Below are 13,484 nucleotides of genomic sequence, written 5' to 3' on the forward strand. Positions count from 1 at the left end.
TGTTAGTGATATTCAAAAAAATTAAATAAAACACCATCAGGATTAAATGAATTTTTCTTAGCATGACAATAGGAAATACAGCGATATTAGGGACTGCTGCAGTACTATTTACCGAAAAAAAATTCCCGTATTCAGCTTATTAATGATGACAAGAATTTACTATTAACTGCAAAGCAAATTGACCATTCATTATTTGATCGTCCAGCTTCTAAATCAGTCCGCATTCGAAAGCTTTCGTTAACAGTTCCTTGCTGTTCCTGCACTTGGTTTTGGCTAAAATATTTTTGCGGTGCGTACGGATGGTATGCTCTGAAAGAATCAGCATCTTAGAGATCTCGGATCCGGAATATCCTTTGGCGATCAGTGCCAAAACCTCAGTTTCCCTTTTGGTAAGATGGATGTCCGAACTGTTTTCTGAAGGGTTTTCGATCTTTATCTGATAAAAATCGTTTCTTGGCCCGATTCCGGTAATCAGTACGGTGTTCGGATTTTTTTGGGTAATATGGTGGATGTTGGTGTGGATATTAACGGACTGGATCAGATTATGGTCTTCGTCTTCCATTGTAAGTACAGCCTGATGATGGAAGAGCTCATAATTCCCTCTGGCTGTTTTCATCCGGAAGCAGTAGCTGGATTTCAGGTAAAGGTGATTCTCTTTCCCCAACTCCATCATTTTCTGGATAACTTTTTCTTCTGCCTTCATGATGAAAGGAATATCGTCCGGATGGGTAAGGTCTATAATCTCCTTTAAATTCTGAGGGTATTCCGTTAATCCGTGAAGTTTCAGCAGGTTGGGATGATGATGTGAAAGTGTACTGTTGGTAAGATTAATCACGTAATAATAGAATTCTCCAATTGCAAACATTTCCCCGATAATACGTTCAATGGGAGGGATGTGGGCGATATGCTTTTTTTCTTTCCGTATACCGGAGTAAGAATTCCAGACTTCAACCAGTGGATGTTTTTTCTCAGAATGATCCATAAAAAATTAACATAACTAAATATAGTTAAATTTTTCTTAAAAAATACCACAAAAGGGGGATTTTTTTATAAAGATAAAATGCTAACATTTGTATACACCAATAACCATGAAAGCTCATTGTAAACAATACCTCATTCTGAGCAGGTTTTTCCCATATCATAAAACACAACTTTATATAAACATATTCATCATATGTTAGACAAAGTTTAGAATTTTCTGTTAGCTGTTTGAAAAGGATAAACTGGGATCCTCTGCATTTTTGTGGAGGATTCTTCGTTATTTAATGCCTGTTGTTTTCCGGCGAATGCTGCTTATTGTACTTTAAATTCTATTTTATTATCTGCATTTTTGCCTTGGATATTGGTGTAAATGAAGTTTCTGTTACATTTGTCTGATCCTAAAAAATCAACCCTGTCATCTGCAAATAATGAATAATTTCCTGTTTTGTTCAGTTTAACTTTTATTTCAAGCTCATAATTACCACTGGCTGAATTATAAGTCACATTGTGCCAGTTTTCTGCCCCATTCCTTTTGCTTCCTTTCACGTAAGTAACGTTGTTGCCGTCAAAAAGCTGAGTAGTGCTTGCAATATACCAGCCATCGGTTGTTCCTGTTTTTTGATAAAGATTGACAGGATCTCCAAAATAATTATTTTCCGAAGGAATTATCAATTGATAAGTAATTTCTTCTCCTTGGCTGTATACCTGCTTTAGCGGGGTTATTGTAATGAGGTTGGGAATGTTTGCGGAAGCTTCTTTACCGTCACAAACTTCCTCTCCGGTATTCGGGCAACTTTGCAGCACTGATAAAATCAGTACTGCAAAGAAGATTTTGAAGTATTTAGTACCCATAATTTTGGAAAAGGGTGTTAATCTTAGATGATTGCGCAGGATAAGCAGACATTAAAGGATTTTTTAAGTCGGCCGCACTATTTACTGATGAGGTAAGCCTGCTGAATACCGGCCCTAGGTTATAGATACTTCCACTCTGTATACTTACCTCGTCAAGCACAGTATTTAAGAAAGCTCCACTACCATTTCTGTGGACAGACTGATCAGCTGTGCCATTATTCCTCCCGGTGTCTAAAATGTCAACAATTAATCCATGAGAGAACCAGCTCCATTCATCAGTTCGGGTTGCGTTCATCGGTCTGTCGATTATATTAAATCCTTCTAATATGCCGTTTACATTACTCATATGCTGTCGCGATGAGCCTGTATTGCTTCTTATAATGCTGCTGTTGTAATAAGAATTACTTACATAGAATTCGGTTACGGTAGCCCAGCCTTCTGCCAATCCTATCCGTGCACCCGCCTGTAAGGACGGAGAAGTACCATCGTAGTACGGATCACCACCATGAAGATGGATATTGCTTATTTCTGATGCAAATAGCTGTGCCCAGTATGAAGCACCTACTTTAGAAGCATGAGAGTAATGTCCCGATTCATGGAAAATAAGCTGATGTATTCTTCGGCTGTCACTTATGGTTTCATTACTTCTTGGATTCAGTCCTGTATAAATTTGGTCCGGTCTTAAATGTTTAGGAACAAGATTAATAGTAAATCCTGACAGGATATTCGTTAAATTATGCCAGAAATTTGCCTGGCCGATATTTGCGAAAGAAGACATCAACGGCAATTGCTGATATTTATAAAGCATCGGAGTAGCCCCTGTCTGTTTATTTCCTTCCCATGCCCATACATTTGCATGGCTGATGGTGTTCGTAATACCGTTTGCATTACAATAGTCAACATACTTTCTAAGGCCATTATTAACGGTTCCTTTAGACCAGAGATGATTTCCGCCATTTGAAAAAGATGTATAGTCTATGTATTTATTCTGGCCGTTATTGTTTTTATTCAGGGTCATCAGGTAATCCGAAACGAAAAATCCTAATACTTCATTCCAGGTCTTTCTGATGGTAGCCGTTTCTCCTCTCCATTTTGCACGGATCTGTACATTTCCTCTGTATTTTTTTGCTGTACCGTTAAAGTTTCCCGCATTATCTGTATATGTATAATGCCACCAAAATATTCTTCCGTATGAAATTTCTGCTTTCATAAGCCCTTCAATATTTCCTGTTCCCGTATTTTTAATCGTAATGCTTCCGGCAGGATAAAATTTGTTGCTTGATTTCTGAGCATTTGTCAGCAGCAGGTATTTTTTTAGCTCATCTTCATTTCCTATTGAGATTCCATCGGCTTCAAGATCGTCTTTCCAGTCAGCAAAATAGAGAGAGACTGTTTCCACATTATATTCTTCTTCAGAAGGCTCATAGAGTGCATCTAGAATTTCATATTTTATTCCATCAGGAAGTTTATAATCTACAGGAATAGTAGTATATACAGGATGATAAAGATCTTCCTCATTTTGAGGATTTACATAATAATCTCCTTCTTCAATTACTTCATAATCTAATGGGTGATCTTGGAGAACGGGAGTTTCTATAGAAGATTCGTCATCCAGATTATTTAATACTTCAAGTTCGCTTTCTGATCCGGGGGTGATCTTGATGTAATAATGGGAAGCTCCTACTTTTTTGCCCGAAAACCCAGAATTAGCCACATTTTTATTATAATAATCAAAAGCCTTCTGCATATTTTCTACAGAATAGGGATTTATCAATTTTTTTCCCAGTACAATCTGAGTGTGGACATCGGGTTTGTTGTTTTCATTTGAGGCTTTTGCAGACAAAAGATTGTTTTGTGACGATAATGATTCATCTTTTTCTTGGAGAATATCATTCTGGCATCCGACAAGGGCCAGTGAAAAAAGAAAAATACTGATTGTTTTTTTCATGGTTGAAACTATATTTAAATTGGTAGTATTCAGGTTATGTATTTTAGTCGGGGCTAATATAGATAATTTTAACTAATAAAAAATTAAATTACGATTAATTATTTCTTCTGTTGAGGAAATAAAAAAAACCTTCCCGGAGGAAGGTTCTATGATGTATTGCTGATGATTGATTATCAATTACAAAGAAGCGGCATGTACCAGCATATCCACTAATTTGTTGGAATAACCCATTTCATTGTCATACCATGAAACAAGTTTTACGAAGTTAGGGGAAAGCATGATCCCTGCGTCTTTATCGAAGATAGAAGTTCTCTTATCTCCAACGAAGTCCTGAGAAACCACGGCATCTTCAGTATATCCTAAGATACCTTTCAGTTCACCTTCGGAAGCTGCTTTAATTACGGCACAGATTTCTTCGTAAGAAGCTGCCTTTTCGATTCTTACCGTTAAATCCACTACGGAAACGTCAACAGTCGGTACTCTGAAAGACATACCCGTTAATTTTCCGTTCAGGGCGGGAATTACTTTTCCTACTGCTTTTGCAGCACCTGTAGAAGAAGGGATGATATTGTTTAATGCCGCTCTACCTCCTCTCCAGTCTTTCATGGAAGGACCGTCAACCGTTTTCTGGGTTGCGGTGGTAGCGTGTACTGTTGTCATCAGACCTTCTACGATTCCGAAGTTATCGTGGATTACTTTAGCCAAAGGTGCTAAACAGTTGGTTGTACAAGAAGCGTTTGATAAAATTTTGATATCGTCTGTAAGTTCATTGTGGTTTACCCCCATTACGAACATCGGCGTATCATCTTTGGAAGGTGCGGAAAGGATTACTTTTTTAGCCCCTGCATTGATGTGCTTTGCAGCATTGTCTTTATCTAAGAATAAACCTGTAGATTCAACGATATAGTCAGCTCCGATTTCGTTCCACTTCAGGTTGTTCGGATCTTTCTCAGCGGTTACCCTGATTTTTTTTCCGTTTACCACAAGGTCATTTCCTTCTACGGAAACTTCACCCGGGAAAACACCGTGTACAGAATCATATTTAAGCATATAAGCCATGTATTCCGCATTGATCAGGTCATTGATACCTACCACTTCGATGTTATCTCTTTCAGTCATTGCTCTGAAAACAAGACGTCCGATTCTACCAAACCCGTTGATACCTACTTTAATTGTTGACATAATAGTTTGTTTTAAATTATATAAAAAAATATTAAATTGCTAAAATTTCCGAAATCAGCAGAAGGTCCTGGTTGATTTCATTGTGTTTTTTAATGGCATCCTCAATCGGTGTGTAGACCAATTCATTGGAACGCATTCCGGCCATCACATTGGTTTGTCCTTCCATGAGTCCTGTTACGGCTCCATAGCCCAGCCTGCTTGCCAGAACCCGGTCGGCACAGCTTGGAGATCCGCCCCGTTGCATATGTCCCAAAACCGCGACACGAATGTCGTAATCCGGGAATTCCTGCTTGGTTTTTTCTGCCAGTTCGTAAACGTTGGCTAATTTTTCTCCTTCCGCTACCACCACGATGCTTGAAGCTTTTCCTGTTTTTTCCGCATTTCTGAAGTTATTAAAAAGCTCATCGATGCTGTCTTTGGTTTCAGGGATTAGAATATCAAGTGCTCCGGTAGCCAGTCCGCTGTTTAAAGCAATAAAGCCTGCATCACGGCCCATTACCTCCACAAAGAAAACCCTGTTGTGGGAGGTTGCCGTATCACGGATCTTGTCGATGGCATCCATCGCTGTATTCAATGCGGTGTCGTAACCGATGGTATTATCAGTCCCGAAAATATCATTATCGATGGTTCCCGGTACACCGATTACCCGGATGCCGAATTCTTCATTGAAGATCTTTGCTCCGGTAAACGTTCCGTCTCCTCCGATGCATACCAATCCTTCAATGCCGTGTTTTACGCAATTGTCGTAGGCTTTCTGACGGCCTTCTTCGGTTCTAAATTCCTGGGATCTGGCAGATTTCAGAATCGTTCCGCCCTGGTTGATTATATTTTTTACGGAACGAGGTCCCATTTTCAGGAAATCATTGTTGATCAGGCCATTGTAGCCTTCTCTTACTCCGTAACACTCTATGTTGTAATAATTTGCGGTTCGTACTACCGCCCGTAACGCTGCATTCATCCCCGGAGAATCGCCCCCTGAGGTAAGAACTGCAATTTTTTTTACAGCACTATCTTTCATCTGGTAAAAAATTTCGAACACAAATTTACAAAAACAAGTTCAGATAAACGCAGTAACTTGATAAGAGATTTGAATATAAAGAATTAAAAACTTCTAAAGTTTGTGATTTTAAAAATAAGGCTGGCCATTTTATACTGTTTATTACATTTAAGTTAATACTGCTCCTCGGAAATCAGTTGTTTACCCCAATTGTTTAGAAGCCAGAGAATCTCAACCAGCCGTTCTCCCAATTCGGTTAAACGGTATTCCACTCTCGGAGGCAGTTCATGAAAAGATTCTTTCGTTAAAATTCTGTCGGCAACCATTTCGCTGAGCTGTTGGTTCAAAACCCTGCGGTCTACTTTGGCTATTCCCCGCAGAAATTCACTTGGTCTTTTTTTACCGGCGTGGATCTGCCAGACAATGGGGATTTTCCATTTTCCGCTGATGGTATTGACTGCAACTTCCAACGGACAGATTTTATTTTCTTCAGAATTTTTTTTTAGATTCATAATGTTGACATTTTTATCACTATGGGCGAAAAATATGCGGTATTGTTTATGTCATGTCACTTTCGGACTTTTGTAAAGATAAGCAAACGATCATGAATGAAAAACGAAAAGGAGCACGCTCCGCTAAAGATATTCCGGAAGAAATTTTAGCACAGCTGAACCAGGGAACTCTGGAAACCGTAAATCTTACTGAATGGCTGGCGGTGGACCAGAAAGTATTGCTTGCAAACCTGTTGAAACAAACCGGCCGGTCAGCCTATCTGCCGCCTGTACTGGAAAACATAGATGCTTTAAAAAAACAGACGGTCAACACCATCAGCGAAGCTGTGGGAATGGGAATTCTCCATCAGGTATTGCAAAATAACGATGAAGGTTTTTTACAGATTATTTCGGGACATCCGTCGGATATGGTACGGTGTTGGGCTGCTTACACGATCGGAAGAAACCGGGAACTTAATATTACGGAAAAATTAGATAAGATAAAGATCTTTGCGGCAGATGCCCATTTCGGAGTCCGTGAAATTTCCTGGATGGCGGTAAGGCCTGATATTTCCGCTCACCTGGACGAAAGTCTGTTGGTTTTATCAGCCTGGACGAAAAATGAAAATGAGAACATCAGACGTTTTGCCAGCGAATCTACAAGGCCCAGAGGAGTCTGGTGTGCCCATATTGATGTATTGAAACAGAATCCTGAATTAGGCCTGGTCATTGTGGAACCTTTAAAATCAGATCCTGCAAAATATGTTCAGGATAGTGTGGGAAACTGGCTGAATGATGCCGGAAAATCAAAGCCTGACTTCGTGAGAGCTCTTTGTGAAAAGTGGCAGAAAGAAAACTCCGCGAAACAGACGGTTTACATTGTTAAAAAAGCGATGCGAAATATAATCAGGTAATTTCCATTACCATTTTTCCGTCAGATATTTCCAATATCTTCTGGGCACATGCTGAATATGCAATTTCAGATTCTTCCTTTCCACAATATTGGTTCTTGTAAAATACCGCTGCCAAAGCGTCTGATATCTTTTTTCCTCATCATGGAACTTCTGATGGTACTGATGGAGGTCTATTTTTTCATCCGGATAGAAAAAGTCGCAGGTTTCCAGGTCGTATAAAATGCCGTAATGTCTCCGCAGGTCGTAGATCATCCATTTCTGATCCTGGTAGCGGTCTTTAAAGTGCTTCCGGATCAGCGGAAGTACATTGAAATCGGGATCAATTTTGGCAAAGAAAACTCCGTCCTGCATTTTTTCAAAACGGACGAATGCCGTCATACGGTGCCGCTCCCGGTTCACCGATTTGCAGATCTTCGAGATTTTTAAAATAGCATCATCGGCATAATTCTGAAGGATATTTTCATCCGGATGCTTTACGGATTGCCTGATGGCCGATAAAATCAGCTGTTCCATTTCCGGATCTTCCGAAAGATACACTTTCAGCAGCTCATTAATCCCCTGTTTCCCGATATTCTGTTCTAATTTATGTAAAACCCTTTCTGCTTTCTCAGTCTGCGTGATTACTTTATGGATTTCCGCAAAGATATTTTCCTGATGAAACCTCTCCCGGCTCACGATTTCCACGTCTTTATACTTATATTCGAAAACCTCAAATACAGATGTTAAAAGTCCGTCGAAACTGCTGTCGTAGAGTAGGGTGGTCATGGATTGGATGAATGAAACAGTGTAGCAATTAGGAAATTAAAAATAATTCGGGATATCTCTGCTTCCGTGAAGTACTCTTACGATGCGGATATGATCGTCCAGTATTCTGTAAAAGATTACATGATGATCTTTCGGAAAACTGTATAAACCAGATTTAACTTCATTACGTTTTTTCCCCGAATAAGGATTCATAACCAGAGCTTGAAAAACTTATTCGGGCTCCAGAAGATATTTTCCGGCTTGTTCAAATCCTGAATGATACAGTGACGATAAAACTCATGGAGACGGAGTGCATCACGTACAACTTCGCTCGCATTTTGGAAGTCACCCGATTCAACCTGCTCAGAGATATATTGTTCCTGTTTTTTTGGTGAAACTGACATTCATTGTAAATTGCTTTTTCCAAAATTATAAATTATATCCAGATTTAGCAAATATAGATAGGATTAAAACAAAGTCAGCTGCTGTGAAAACTGATTGTGAAATTTGGAAGAGCTTCCACCGATCAACAATTTCTTTAAGTTGTGATCGGTTAAATATTTCAGGAAAACATTTCCCGCATTAAAATCAATAAAATACTTAGCCCGGTTGACAGCAGCACCCAGCTTTTTAAGATGATCGATATTCAGAACCTGAAAACGGCGGGCATTTACGATTTTTTTTGCTGTCTTTACGCCAATGCCGGGAATCCTCAGGATCATCTGATAATCGGCGGTCTGTAAATTCACCGGAAACTGGTCAAGGTGACGCAAGGCCCAGCTCAGTTTCGGGTCGACCTCCAGATCAAGGAACGGCATATTGGGGTCCAAGATCTCTTCAGCTTTAAAACCGTAAAAACGCATCAGCCAATCCGACTGGTACAGCCGGTTCTCCCGGAGCATCGGAACTTCGGTTGTTAGAGAAGGCAGCCGCTTGTCTTCCAGTACCGGAACATATCCGGAATAATATACCCTTTTCAGGCTGAAATTTTTATAGAAATGATCCGCTACTTTGATGATTTGCAGGTCATTTTCGTTCGTTGCACCTACGATCATCTGCGTAGACTGGCCAGCCGGAGCAAACTTTGGTGTTTTCCTGAAAATTTTCTTTTCGTCTTTATATTGTGCAATCCCATTCTGGATATATTTCATCGGATTCAGCATATCCTGGCGGTTTTTTTCGGGAGCCAACAGTTTCAGTCCGCTTTCGGTCGGGATTTCAAGGTTGATGGACAGACGGTCGGCATACAAAGCGGCCTCCTGCATCAGTTCGTCACTTGCTCCGGGAATCGATTTCAAATGGATATAGCCGTTGAAGTTTTCTTCCAGGCGCAGTTTTTTGGCAACCCGTACCAGACGTTCCATCGTAGTATCTGCGTTTTTGAAGATCCCTGAACTTAAAAACAGGCCTTCTATATAATTTCTGCGATAAAAATTGATGGTTAAATCAACTACTTCTTCTACCGTAAAAGCAGCTCTCTTTATATCATTTGAACTTCTGGATACACAATAGGCACAGTCATAAATGCAATGATTGGTCAGAAGAATCTTGAGAAGGGAAACACACCGGCCGTCTTCAGTATATGTATGACAGATACCACTTGCGGAACTGTTTCCCAAAGCGCCTTTTTTATTTTTTCGCGACCCTCCGCTGGATGAGCACGAAACATCATACTTTGCCGCATCGGCCAGTATTTCAAGTTTTTCCTTAAGACGGTCAAAATTCATAGATATTATTGAAAATAATTATTTTAAACCTTATTTACTGTTCAAAGATAGTTCCTAAATTGACAAAAATCAACCTTTTTTCATTGATGTTATCAACAGTTTAAAGTGACAAATTAGTATATTTACGCTCATCAAATGAGCTGTGAAATCGCAGATATCCGATTTCGCCCGGCAATCAAAGAAATAAACACACCCACTATGAATCATACACCCGTTGAAGGTTTTTCCAAATTAACGAAACAGGGAAAAATCGATTGGCTTGTTAACGAATATCTTGAAGGAAACGAAGAATATCAGAATATATTGCAGCAATACTGGAACGAAAATCCTGATCTGCAGAAGCTTCACGATGAGTTCTCCGAAAATACGATTTCCAATTTTTATATGCCGTACGGGATTTCCCCGAATTTCCTGATCGACGGGAAGCTGTTTGCCCTTCCGATGGCGGTTGAAGAAAGCTCCGTTGTAGCGGCAGCTTCAAAGGCGGCCAAATTCTGGCTTGATAAAGGCGGTTTCAAAACGACTATCATCAATAATGAAAAGCTGGGACATACCCATTTCATCTTTAATGTCGAATCCCACAAGCTGCTGCATTTTTTCAATTTTAACCTGAAGAAAAAATTGCTGGAAGCTACAGAGGAGATTACGGCCAATATGAGAAAGAGGGGCGGTGGTATTTTAGACATCAAGCTGGTGGATAAAACTTCCGAAATGCCGAATTATTACCAGCTGAAAGCGAGTTTTGATACGGTGGATTCCATGGGCGCGAACTTTATCAACTCCTGCCTGGAGCAGTTCGGAAAAACCCTGAAGCAGGAAGTGGCCATAAGCGAAGATTTCACCCAGGAAGAAAAAAGCTCCTTACAGATCGTTATGAATATTCTGTCGAATTTCACACCGGATTGCCTGGTAAGGGCTGAGGTCTCCTGTAAAATTGAAGACCTGAAAGACGACAGCGGAATTTCCAATGAAGAATTTGCCTGGAAATTCAAACAGGCCGTTACCATTGCTGAAATCGAGCCTTTCCGTGCCACGACCCACAACAAAGGAATTATGAACGGAGTGGATGCCGTGGTGATCGCTACCGGAAACGATTTCAGAGCTACCGAAGCCTGTGCCCATGCGTATGCCGCAAGAAACGGGAAATATTCTTCTTTAACGCACTGTACTACGGACAACGGTATTTTCAGATTCTGGATCGATCTTCCTATTTCAGTGGGAGTTGTGGGAGGTTTAACGAATCTGCATCCTTTGGTTAAATTTTCTTTAGCACTCTTAGGAAAACCGTCGGCACAAGAACTGATGAGCATCCTGGCGGTTTCGGGGCTGGCCCAGAATTTCGGGGCACTCCGTTCGTTGGTAACCACAGGAATCCAGAAAGGGCATATGAAGATGCATTTGCTGAATATTTTAAACCAGATGGGCGCTACCGAAGAGGAAAAGCAACACTTTGTGACGTATTTCAAAGATAAAACGGTAAGCCATCACGAGGTGATTAATGAATTTAACCGATTGAGAGAAAAATAATGTTTGGAATAATAGTCTCCGCGCTGATGCTCGCTTTTGGGATTTTCCTGAAGCTGACCAAAGATCCTGGGTTTGCAAGGAATAAAAAATTTGCCTGGATGTTTATCGTAATCGGATTGGTGGCCTTGGCCTTTAAAATTTATATGTTCAATGAAAATAAATAACCTATTTTCTATGGTTGTTCACGAAATGTTTTCTACAATGTGGAAAATATTTCATGTGTGTGCCCCTACAAAAATTTTGTTATTGTTATTCATTCCCGCAATGAGCTTCTCCCAGCAGAAGAACGTAACGATTACCGATCTGCCGCCCAAATCAGAAGATTTTGTTTTTCCCGTAGTTTCTTACCCGCAGGCCTCAAAAATTGCAGACAAGATCAATACTTATCTGCAGGTGGATCAGCTGGAATATATCCCCGGTTCGGCAGGAAAGCCGTCTGGCCGGGTTTCTTCCGGTAAAACATCATTCTCCAACTACATTTATTTTTATAGCTGGAAGAAAATGGAGACACCGGAAAATATTTTAAGTATCGCTTTGGAAGGAGAAGCTTCAGGTGCTTATCCCGAAGGTTTCAGCATATGGAAAAATTTTGATCTCAGAACCGGAAATCTGATTAATGCAGAAGACCTTTTTCAGCCTCAGGCTGTTCAAATAATAGAAGGCATCATTCGCAAGAAGGTCCGAAAAAGAATCAATGATTTTCTCACGGATTTAAAATCGCAGAAAAACCCTTCTGAAGAAGTGCAGGACCAGATTGCTATGTACGAAGGCTGTTCTACGGAATATACCCTGGAAAGCATTAAGTATTATTTTGCAAAGGATACAATAAAATTCATTGCGGAAAGATGTTTCAACCATGCAATGAGGGCTCTGGACGAACTGGGCAGTCATGAGGTAGAGTTTACCTTTAAAGAACTTGAAAAATACTGGAGTTCTTATGCGAAAAATTTGCTGTCCGGCTCAAAGCAGGTAAATCAGACCGGTTTCAGAAATAAGCTGTACCACGGCAAAATCGACGGTAAATATCCGGTAACGGTTTTAATGGGCGACGTGTATGAAGATGGTTCCTTCTCCGCAAAATACTGGTACGAGAGCAGTAAAAAACTGATCGAATGGCACGGCAGAGTAAAGGGGAACCATATGTCTCTGGTAGAGAGCGGTGAATACAGTGAAGAGGCAAAGCAGTGGATGGTACAAGCTTTGATCGATGCCGATCTGAAAGGCAATAAAGTCACCGGAACCTGGCGGGATGAGAAAACAGGAAAATATTTAAAACTGGAATTAGAAGAATTATAATATGAAAACAATTACCTTGGTTTTTGGTGCTGTTTACGGAATGCTTTCCGTGATTTTAGGTGCGTTCGGCGCGCATGCCTTGAAGAAAATTTTATCGGTGGAAAGGCTGGAAAGCTTTGAAACAGGAGTGCGCTATCAGATGTATGCCGCATTTTTCCTACTGATTGTAGGCTACATTTTAAAGTTCGACACTTCGTCGCAGAAATGGATTTCCATTCTGATGATCGCAGGGACGATGTTGTTCTCGTTCAGCATCTATGCCTTAAGCATGCAGGATTATCTTGGGATGAACCTGAAATTTTTAGGACCGATCACTCCGCTGGGTGGGTTGATGATGATTATAAGCTGGCTGATGCTGATTTTTTACTTTGCCAAAAACAGAATTTAGTCTTTAGCGCAGAAGCGGGAAAATCATCTCCCACGATTGCACGGATTTTCACGGGTGACAATGCTTTTTTTTGACACATGAGTCACGGAGAGAATTTTGATGGTTTGAAAATATTTTTAAACACTTTTGTGATAGAATTTCTTTTACAGATTTTCACATATTAGAGTTTGGTTTCGGCTATGCTCAAGCACCTGCAGACTGTTTCTTATGAATCTTCTATGATAATTTTTCACGTACAGTTTGTGATCCCGGTAGGGATCTCAATAGAGTATTAGAGAAGCAATGAAAGGATTCTTGTTCGGATACCTGCGGAAATCGAAGATTCGACGGAGTCAATGACAAAATGCTGTAAAATGACTGTAAAAATTTCAACGCTTTATCCGTCATCACTTTAAATGGGGATCGTTTAAACATTTCAGTGAAAATCTTTGATTTTC

15 protein-coding genes are annotated in these 13,484 nt (G+C 40.2%); 5 read left to right on the top strand and 10 right to left on the bottom strand.

The window, feature by feature from the left end; all coding sequences use genetic code 11:
• Positions 1-208: 208 nt before the first annotated feature.
• The 6 genes from ACED20_RS17385 to ACED20_RS17410 all read right to left on the bottom strand — a co-directional run bounded on the left by ACED20_RS17385 (position 209) and on the right by ACED20_RS17410 (position 6,472).
• On the bottom strand, positions 209-982 hold the full coding sequence (locus tag ACED20_RS17385; RefSeq protein ID WP_294240451.1) for a response regulator transcription factor: 774 nt from the start codon (positions 980-982) through the stop codon (positions 209-211).
• Positions 983-1,293: 311 nt separating this feature from the next.
• Complete coding sequence (locus ACED20_RS17390; protein WP_294219832.1) at positions 1,294-1,833, bottom strand: hypothetical protein; 540 nt, start codon at positions 1,831-1,833, stop codon at positions 1,294-1,296.
• On the bottom strand, positions 1,823-3,781 hold the full coding sequence (locus tag ACED20_RS17395) for a hypothetical protein (protein ID WP_378106011.1): 1,959 nt from the start codon (positions 3,779-3,781) through the stop codon (positions 1,823-1,825). Before ACED20_RS17395 ends, ACED20_RS17390 begins: the two co-directional genes overlap by 11 nt.
• A gap of 177 nt (positions 3,782-3,958) precedes the next feature.
• Positions 3,959-4,963: a type I glyceraldehyde-3-phosphate dehydrogenase gene (gene gap / locus ACED20_RS17400; RefSeq protein WP_294219834.1), complete on the bottom strand. Its 1,005-nt coding sequence runs from the start codon at positions 4,961-4,963 to the stop codon at positions 3,959-3,961.
• Between the two features lie 31 nt (positions 4,964-4,994).
• The gene (gene pfkA, locus ACED20_RS17405; RefSeq protein ID WP_294201128.1) at positions 4,995-5,981 is read right to left on the bottom strand and encodes a 6-phosphofructokinase; all 987 of its coding nucleotides are present in this window, start codon (positions 5,979-5,981) and stop codon (positions 4,995-4,997) included.
• A gap of 152 nt (positions 5,982-6,133) precedes the next feature.
• Positions 6,134-6,472, bottom strand: a complete 339-nt coding sequence (locus ACED20_RS17410) for a helix-turn-helix domain-containing protein (RefSeq protein ID WP_294219835.1) — start codon at positions 6,470-6,472, stop codon at positions 6,134-6,136.
• Positions 6,473-6,564: 92 nt separating this feature from the next.
• On the opposite strand from ACED20_RS17410, the gene ACED20_RS17415 reads away from it, so the two are divergent.
• Positions 6,565-7,365 (top strand): DNA alkylation repair protein, encoded by an 801-nt coding sequence (locus ACED20_RS17415; protein ID WP_294201131.1) that lies wholly within the window; start codon positions 6,565-6,567, stop codon positions 7,363-7,365.
• 6 nt (positions 7,366-7,371) lie between these two features.
• On the opposite strand, the gene ACED20_RS17420 is transcribed toward ACED20_RS17415, so the two are convergent.
• The 4 genes from ACED20_RS17420 to ACED20_RS17435 form a co-directional block, all read right to left on the bottom strand.
• Entirely contained in the window at positions 7,372-8,130 is a 759-nt protein-coding gene (locus tag ACED20_RS17420; protein WP_294201133.1) for a TIGR03915 family putative DNA repair protein, read from the bottom strand.
• Positions 8,131-8,166: 36 nt separating this feature from the next.
• Positions 8,167-8,328, bottom strand: coding sequence for a type II toxin-antitoxin system RelE/ParE family toxin (locus ACED20_RS17425; protein ID WP_363315644.1), 162 nt, complete (start codon positions 8,326-8,328; stop codon positions 8,167-8,169).
• Positions 8,319-8,513 (bottom strand): type II toxin-antitoxin system ParD family antitoxin, encoded by a 195-nt coding sequence (locus ACED20_RS17430; protein WP_294201134.1) that lies wholly within the window; start codon positions 8,511-8,513, stop codon positions 8,319-8,321. Before ACED20_RS17430 ends, ACED20_RS17425 begins: the two co-directional genes overlap by 10 nt.
• A 63-nt stretch (positions 8,514-8,576) precedes the next feature.
• Positions 8,577-9,836 carry a putative DNA modification/repair radical SAM protein gene (locus tag ACED20_RS17435; protein WP_294240448.1) on the bottom strand — a complete coding sequence of 420 codons (1,260 nt, stop codon included), beginning with the start codon at positions 9,834-9,836 and terminating at the stop codon, positions 8,577-8,579.
• Positions 9,837-10,034: 198 nt separating this feature from the next.
• Here ACED20_RS17435 and ACED20_RS17440 point away from each other — a divergent pair, with 198 nt between their 5' ends.
• The 4 genes from ACED20_RS17440 to ACED20_RS17455 all read left to right on the top strand — a co-directional run bounded on the left by ACED20_RS17440 (position 10,035) and on the right by ACED20_RS17455 (position 13,047).
• The gene (locus ACED20_RS17440; protein WP_294240446.1) at positions 10,035-11,363 is read left to right on the top strand and encodes a hydroxymethylglutaryl-CoA reductase, degradative; all 1,329 of its coding nucleotides are present in this window, start codon (positions 10,035-10,037) and stop codon (positions 11,361-11,363) included.
• The gene (locus ACED20_RS17445; RefSeq protein WP_294201140.1) at positions 11,363-11,527 is read left to right on the top strand and encodes a hypothetical protein; all 165 of its coding nucleotides are present in this window, start codon (positions 11,363-11,365) and stop codon (positions 11,525-11,527) included. The genes ACED20_RS17440 and ACED20_RS17445 overlap by 1 nt, the downstream gene beginning before the upstream one ends.
• A gap of 76 nt (positions 11,528-11,603) precedes the next feature.
• Complete coding sequence (locus tag ACED20_RS17450) at positions 11,604-12,659, top strand: hypothetical protein (protein ID WP_378106018.1); 1,056 nt, start codon at positions 11,604-11,606, stop codon at positions 12,657-12,659.
• Position 12,660: 1 nt separating this feature from the next.
• Positions 12,661-13,047, top strand: coding sequence for a DUF423 domain-containing protein (locus ACED20_RS17455; RefSeq protein WP_294219838.1), 387 nt, complete (start codon positions 12,661-12,663; stop codon positions 13,045-13,047).
• Positions 13,048-13,484: the final 437 nt, after the last annotated feature.

This window comes from Chryseobacterium sp. sg2396 (assembly GCF_042610505.1).
Taxonomy (GTDB): domain Bacteria; phylum Bacteroidota; class Bacteroidia; order Flavobacteriales; family Weeksellaceae; genus Chryseobacterium.

Excerpts from the sequence above, each read along its gene's own strand:
- ACED20_RS17385 (WP_294240451.1), bottom strand. The coding sequence starts at position 982 with ATGGATCATTCTGAGAAAAAACATCCACTGGTTGAAGTCTGGAATTCT.
- ACED20_RS17390 (WP_294219832.1), bottom strand. The coding sequence starts at position 1,833 with ATGGGTACTAAATACTTCAAAATCTTCTTTGCAGTACTGATTTTATCA.
- ACED20_RS17395 (WP_378106011.1), bottom strand. The coding sequence starts at position 3,781 with ATGAAAAAAACAATCAGTATTTTTCTTTTTTCACTGGCCCTTGTCGGA.
- gap (WP_294219834.1), bottom strand. The coding sequence starts at position 4,963 with ATGTCAACAATTAAAGTAGGTATCAACGGGTTTGGTAGAATCGGACGT.
- pfkA (WP_294201128.1), bottom strand. The coding sequence starts at position 5,981 with ATGAAAGATAGTGCTGTAAAAAAAATTGCAGTTCTTACCTCAGGGGGC.
- ACED20_RS17410 (WP_294219835.1), bottom strand. The coding sequence starts at position 6,472 with ATGAATCTAAAAAAAAATTCTGAAGAAAATAAAATCTGTCCGTTGGAA.
- ACED20_RS17415 (WP_294201131.1), top strand. The coding sequence starts at position 6,565 with ATGAATGAAAAACGAAAAGGAGCACGCTCCGCTAAAGATATTCCGGAA.
- ACED20_RS17420 (WP_294201133.1), bottom strand. The coding sequence starts at position 8,130 with ATGACCACCCTACTCTACGACAGCAGTTTCGACGGACTTTTAACATCT.
- ACED20_RS17430 (WP_294201134.1), bottom strand. The coding sequence starts at position 8,513 with ATGTCAGTTTCACCAAAAAAACAGGAACAATATATCTCTGAGCAGGTT.
- ACED20_RS17435 (WP_294240448.1), bottom strand. The coding sequence starts at position 9,836 with ATGAATTTTGACCGTCTTAAGGAAAAACTTGAAATACTGGCCGATGCG.
- ACED20_RS17440 (WP_294240446.1), top strand. The coding sequence starts at position 10,035 with ATGAATCATACACCCGTTGAAGGTTTTTCCAAATTAACGAAACAGGGA.
- ACED20_RS17445 (WP_294201140.1), top strand. The coding sequence starts at position 11,363 with ATGTTTGGAATAATAGTCTCCGCGCTGATGCTCGCTTTTGGGATTTTC.
- ACED20_RS17455 (WP_294219838.1), top strand. The coding sequence starts at position 12,661 with ATGAAAACAATTACCTTGGTTTTTGGTGCTGTTTACGGAATGCTTTCC.